The sequence below is a fragment of the Terriglobales bacterium genome (assembly GCA_035937135.1).
In the GTDB taxonomy this organism is placed as follows: Bacteria; Acidobacteriota; Terriglobia; order Terriglobales; family Acidobacteriaceae; genus DASYVL01.
This window is the reverse complement of the sequence record DASYVL010000116.1, coordinates 1-5,955: the sequence shown is the minus strand read 5'-3', so window position 1 is coordinate 5,955 and position 5,955 is coordinate 1. Positions and strand designations below refer to the sequence as shown.

The following is a 5,955-nucleotide window of genomic DNA, read 5'->3' as shown; positions in this document are numbered from 1 at the left end:
GGTGCAACTGCGCGTGGCCGAGCAGTACATCGCCCGCTTCGGCGACCTGGCCAAGGCCGGCACGACCCTGATCCTGCCCGCCAACGCGGGCGACGTCGGCAGCATGATCGCCATGGCCATGAACATCATCCGCCAGGGCGCGCAGCCAGTTTCGTCAGCGGCGCCGGGAAAGTAGGGCTTACCGCGCGGAATCAGCGCGGCCAGAGCCAGCCGAAGGTGCCCGCGGTCAGCAGGGCGTAGATCAGCCCGTCGAACATGTGCTTGAAGGTCACGCCCCAGGTCTGCCCCTTCCACACCGAGTCTGCGAAGTGCCCCAGACCGTATCCCATGAAGGCTACGGTGCCGGCCACGCGGAAGACCAGCAGGTACGGCGTGCCGGGCGCCACGGTGCGTCCCGTCAGGTAGGCGGTGAAGACGGCGACGATGAGGCAGAAGAGGAACCATAGGCCCAGGAATTTCCCCATGTTCACTGGCCCGCTGGGGAGCAGGGTCAGAAATCCCACCGGGCCCTTCTTGAACTTCTCCGTCATCTCCGGCGACTTCATGTCCTTGTGAGTGCTGTACGGGAAGTGGTAGGCAGGGCCGGGCCCGACGCCGGCCGCGCGCAGGGCGTCCATCACTTTCTCTTCGTCGGGGAGCTTGCGGTAGTCGCTCTTGTGGATGGGGAGCGCCATGTGGATGATCGAGCTGGCTACGAACACGATGACCGCGGAAAGCAGGATGGGAAGCCACAGCTGCGGAAGGTAGACCATGGGACGCCTCCTTGCCTGGAAAAGCTTACCGCGGATGGACGCGGATGCAACGCGGATTTTAAGAATCTGCCGGTAGAGGCACGGAACAACTCGTGCGTCTTCCCCAGACGAGCGTCATTCCGACCCTGAGCGTGTCGAAGGGGAGGAATCTACGCATTCTTACAGAGGGCGCCCGGAAATACATAGATCCTTCGCCCGCACAACGGGCTCAGGATGACGCTCTGCACAGGGTTAAATCCGCGTCATCCGCGCTGATCCGCGGCGAAGCAGCTACTGCAACAAGCTGCCGTTGCCGTTCTCTTTCTCCTCCGGCGGGATGACGACGGCAGCGGCGACCTTGTCTCCGCCCTCCAGGTTCAGCAAGCGGACGCCCTGGGTGGAGCGGCCGGCTTCGCGGATCTGTTTGGTGTCGATGCGGATGATCTTGCCGAACTGGCTGATGAGCATGGATTCGGAGTGGTCGTCCACCAGCATGATGGCGGAGACGCGGCCGTTGCGCTCCGTGGTCTTGACGTTGATGACGCCCTTGCCCCCGCGCGATTGCAGGCGGTATTCCTCCACCGGCGTGCGCTTGCCATAGCCGTGCTCGGTGACGGAGAGAATGAGCGCGGCGGGTTCCTTCTCGCCCTTTTTGAGCTTGCCGTTCTTGGGGGTGATGGCCATGCCGACGATGTAGTCCTTCTTCTCCAGGTCCATGCCGCGGACGCCGTAGGCGGGACGGCCCATGGGGCGGACGTCGTCTTCCTCGAAGCGGATGGCCTGGCCCTCGTGCGAGGCCAGGAAGACGATCTGGTTGCCGTCGGTGAGGCGGGCGGCCACCAGCTCGTCGTCTTTTTCGATGCCGATGGCGATGATGCCGCGCGACATCACGTTGGAGAAGTCCTTGAGCTCGGTCTTCTTCACCGTGCCGTTGCGGGTGGCGAAGAAAACGTACTTGCCCTCTTCCTCCAGGTCGCGGACGGGGAGCAGGGCGCGCACGCTCTCGCCCGGCTGCAGCGCTACCAGGTTGTTGATGGCCTTGCCCTTGCCCGCGGCGCCCACGTCCGGCACTTCGTACACCTTCAGCCAGAAGACGCGGCCGGTGTTGGTGAAGATGAGCAGGTAGCTGTGCGTCGACGCGATGAACAGGTGCTCGACGAAGTCCTCCTCGCGTGTCCGCATGCCAATGCGCCCGGTGCCGCCGCGGCGCTGCTGGCGGTACGTGGAGATGGGCGTGCGCTTGAGATACCCGGAGTGCGAGAAGGTGACCGCGACTTGCTCGTCGGAGATCAGGTCCTCGATGGTGATCTCTTCGGCTTCGTCCTGGATGACGGTACGACGGGCGTCGCCGAAGTTCTTCTTGACCTCTTCCAGCTCTTTGACGATCACGCCGCGCAGCTTACGTTCGGAAGCAAGAATGGATTCGTACTCGGCAATGCGCTCGCGGATCTCGCCCAGTTCGGTGAGGATCTCCTCGGCGGAGAGCCGGGTCAGGCGGTAGAGCTGCAGATCGAGGATGGCGTCGGCCTGGCGCGCGCTGAGCTTTCCGGCGCGGCCGGTGTGGGCGAGGATCTCCTTGTCCACGATCTTGAAGGTAGCGGCCAGCAGGGTCTGCTTGGCCTCCTCGCGCGAGTTCGAGCCGCGGATGAGCTTGATGACCGCGTCCAGGTTGTCCAGCGCGATGCGGTAGCCCTCCAGGATGTGCTCGCGCTCCTTGGCGCGCGCCAGCAGGTAAGCGGTCCGCCTACGGACCACGTCCACCCGGTGGTCGATGAAGTGCTGGATGGCGGGGATGAGCCCCATCTCCTTGGGCTGGCCGTTCACCACCGCCAGGAAAATCATGGAGAAGCTCTCCTCCATGGAGGTGTGCTTGAAGAGCTGGTTCAGGATGATCTGAGGCTCGGCGCCGCGCTTGAGTTCGATGACGATGCGCATACCGTCGCGGTCGCTTTCGTCGCGGATGTCGGAGACGTCGTCGATGATCTTGTCGTTCACCAGGTCGGCCATGCGCTTGATGAGCGTATTCTTGTTCACCTGGTAGGGGATCTCGGTGACAATGATGGCCTGGCGGTCCTTCTGGAAGGTCTCAATCGCCGCCTTGGCACGCATCACAAAGCGCCCGCGGCCGGTCTGGTAGGCCTGCGCGATGCCGCTGCGGCCGTTGATGAAGCCGGCGGTGGGGAAGTCCGGCCCCTGCACGATCTTCAGGAGCTGCTTGAGCGGCGTGGCCGGCTCCTGGATGAGGGTGATGGTGGCGTCCACAATCTCCGCCAGATTGTGCGGCGGGATGTTGGTGGCCATGCCCACGGCGATGCCGCTCGAGCCGTTGACCAGAAGATTGGGAATGCGCGTGGGCAGAACGTCGGGCTCGACTTCGTTGCCGTCATAGTTCGGCCGGAAGTCGACGGTCTCTTTGTCCAGGTCCTCCAGCAACGCCATGGCCACGCGCGTCAGCTTGGCTTCGGTGTACCGGTCGGCCGCCGGCGGATCCCCATCCACCGAGCCGAAGTTTCCCTGCCCGTCCACCAGCGGATACCGCATGGCGAAGGGCTGCGCCAACCGCACCAGTGCGTCGTACACCGCCAGGTTTCCGTGAGGATGGTACTTGCCCATGACCTCGCCGACGATCCGGGCGCACTTGCGCGTGGACTTGTTGGGCGCCAGTCCCATCTGCTGCATGGTGTAGAGAATGCGCCGATGCACCGGCTTCAGTCCGTCACGCACGTCGGGCAGCGCGCGCCCGATGATGACCGACATGGAGTAATCCAGATAGCTGCGCCGCATCTCATCTTCAATGTTGATGGGCTGGAGATTGGCGGCGCCGGGGCCGGTGGGGCCTCCGCCTTCGGGCGTCAGCGGGAGCTGCGGATTCTGTTCGTCAGCCATTGAGGATCAGTTCTCAGTAGTCAGTTCTCGGTTCTCAGTTGAACCGCAGTTTGAGTGCGATATCGCAGTCCGATTCCCGGAGGGCCGCACTTGAGCTAAGTCATTGTTTTTGCGGTATGTTAGCTGCCAGAAAAGCAAGAGAAATTATAGCACGAGAACTGGCTGTGCGGGCCTGTGGAAATCCTCAGAAAAACCGCTTTGCGCTGGGAATGTAGGAAGAAACACCGCTCAGTTCTGTTTGGGAGGCCGCGAGGGGATACGGAAGTCGTTGCCGAGCCGGTCGTTGAGCTTGATGGTGGCGGCGAGGTCGAGGTCGGCCAGCAGGATCTTCCGGGCGCGGCCGCCGGCCAGGTCGTAGATGACCTCGCCGGAGATGGCGTAGCTGCTCACGTCCTGGTGGCGGCCGTCCTTGAAGACCAGCACCGTGGGCGGCTCTTGGACTTCAGGCTTTTCATCCGATGCCGGCTTGGATTCGGCCTTCTGCGCCTCCTGCTCGCGCTGACGCTGCTCCTCGGCCTGACGCTCTTCTTCGCGGCGGCGGCGGCGCTCTTCCTCGCGGGAGTCTGTGTAGTGCTCGCCATAGCGGTCCTGGTCCGTGGAGTATTCAGTGCGCGAGCGGCGCTCATAGATGGTGCGCGCCGGCGGCTCTTCCTCGCTGGGCTGCCCCTCCTCCACCGACGCGGAATAGGTCGCGGGATAGGAGGCGTAGTAGGGGTAGTAGTAATAGGGCACGACCACCACCGAACGATGGTGCTGGTGGTGTCTAGCTCCGAACTGGAAACCCGCTGCGCAACACGAGCCGCCGAAGCCGTTGGGGCCGAGCGAGGTCACGCTGGCGGGAACGCCGGGCGTGTTGCGGCCAGGGGTGATCGAGGTCACAGACGGCGGGACGCCGTGGATCTGGGCCGCAGCCGGCAGAGCCGCCAAAAGCGCCATGGCTAGCAGGCGTCGCATGAGGAAATGATACTCCAAATTCGGCAGGTGTTCAGAGGTTGGATAGGGGCCCTTCGACTCGCGGCCTCGCGTGCGCTCGCCGCTCGCTCAGGATGACAGAAGAACCTGCAGGCTGAGGACGGCGTGGCCCAGGAGCAGCGTGATCACGCTCGCCAGCACCAGCTTGCGGCGCGGGGTCTCCAGCAGGTCGGCGATGATGCCGCCGATGAAGACGAAGGCGAAGGGCAGGGCCACGAAAAGAAACTTTGAGGGCGCCGGGGCGAGAAGCGCGAGCGCGCCCAGCCCGGCAGCCACCAGCAGCGGCGCGGTGTTCCCGAAATAGCGGCAGCGCGGCCACAAGGCGTAGATGGCAACCGCCGTCGCGATCAGCAAGACTCCGGCCAGGCTCCGAGCCTGGGCGAGCGCGGCGAGGTTTCCCAGGCGCAGAGTCACGAGGCCGGGATCGAAGCCCAGCCACTGGGCGTGGCGCAGTCCGCCGACGAGCGCCGACGAATCGAAGGCATAGACCGCCAGCAGGATGGAGAAGCCCACGCCCAGGGAGGCCGCGGCCATGGCTGCGGCCGTGGACCGGCGTCCCGGGACCAGGTAGAGCATGAAGGCGAGCGCCGCGGGGACCGCGAGCACCACGAAGAACTGCGCGCCCGTCCCCAGGCCGATGGCGAGGCCCAGCAGCAGCGTGCGCCACAGGCGGTTGGCCAGCGGGGCATGGAGGGTGTGCGCGGCGCCGATGGCGGTGAAGATCACGCCGAAAAACCCCCAGGCGGCCAGGACGCTGGAATCGACGCGGGCGCTGCGCGCAATCATCTGCGGGGAGAAGCAGTAGAGCGCCAGGGCGACATAGCCGCCGGCGTTGCCGTAGAGCCGCCGCGCCACGTACCAGATGGAGGCGCCCAGCGCCAACCCGAAGATCACCGTGGGGAGACGCGGGGAAAACGTGCCCGCAGAGTTCCCGGCGACGGCGGCGGCCAGCAGTCCGGTCAGCGGGGGCTCGACGGCGTCGGAAGGGATGGGCTGACCGCGCCACAACCAGCGTCCGGTCTCGATGGCAGCGCGCTCGTCGCCATCCAGCGGGCGCCTCTCCGCGCGCCACAGGCACTGGCCGAAAAAAGCCAGCAAAAGTAGGACGGCGTAGAGCTGAGGGACGCCGACGCGCCAGGTGGGGGTGATCTTCATGCGGCGACCGAGTGTTTGTATCACACCGGAGCCCGGGAGGCCTCGGTAGCTCTGAGAGCGCACGCTCACCTAGCGGGGACGCTCTCGTCCACGAACGGTCTTTCCACACTCCAACCTTTCCCATACACTCATCCAGACACGCGGGTTTGCACCCGCGGACGGAACTGTGGCCACAGCGACAGCCAATTCAGCGATCCATCCTCAACTGGCG

At 64.9% G+C, this 5,955-nt stretch carries 4 protein-coding genes; all 4 read right to left on the bottom strand.

Annotation, left to right across the window (positions count from 1 at the left end; translation table 11 throughout):
• Positions 1-191: 191 nt before the first annotated feature.
• The 4 genes from VGQ94_06975 to VGQ94_06960 all read right to left on the bottom strand — a co-directional run bounded on the left by VGQ94_06975 (position 192) and on the right by VGQ94_06960 (position 5,744).
• The gene (locus tag VGQ94_06975) at positions 192-752 is read right to left on the bottom strand and encodes a hypothetical protein (GenBank protein ID HEV2022257.1); all 561 of its coding nucleotides are present in this window, start codon (positions 750-752) and stop codon (positions 192-194) included.
• A 270-nt stretch (positions 753-1,022) separates the two neighbouring features.
• Positions 1,023-3,617, bottom strand: coding sequence for a DNA gyrase subunit A (gene gyrA, locus VGQ94_06970; protein ID HEV2022256.1), 2,595 nt, complete (start codon positions 3,615-3,617; stop codon positions 1,023-1,025).
• A gap of 228 nt (positions 3,618-3,845) precedes the next feature.
• On the bottom strand, positions 3,846-4,571 hold the full coding sequence (locus tag VGQ94_06965; GenBank protein ID HEV2022255.1) for a hypothetical protein: 726 nt from the start codon (positions 4,569-4,571) through the stop codon (positions 3,846-3,848).
• Positions 4,572-4,658: 87 nt separating this feature from the next.
• Positions 4,659-5,744: a glycosyltransferase family 39 protein gene (locus VGQ94_06960; GenBank protein ID HEV2022254.1), complete on the bottom strand. Its 1,086-nt coding sequence runs from the start codon at positions 5,742-5,744 to the stop codon at positions 4,659-4,661.
• Between the last annotated feature and the right edge of the window lie 211 nt (positions 5,745-5,955).

Excerpts from the sequence above, each read along its gene's own strand:
- gyrA (HEV2022256.1), bottom strand. The coding sequence starts at position 3,617 with ATGGCTGACGAACAGAATCCGCAGCTCCCGCTGACGCCCGAAGGCGGA.
- VGQ94_06960 (HEV2022254.1), bottom strand. The coding sequence starts at position 5,744 with ATGAAGATCACCCCCACCTGGCGCGTCGGCGTCCCTCAGCTCTACGCC.
- VGQ94_06965 (HEV2022255.1), bottom strand. The coding sequence starts at position 4,571 with ATGCGACGCCTGCTAGCCATGGCGCTTTTGGCGGCTCTGCCGGCTGCG.
- VGQ94_06975 (HEV2022257.1), bottom strand. The coding sequence starts at position 752 with ATGGTCTACCTTCCGCAGCTGTGGCTTCCCATCCTGCTTTCCGCGGTC.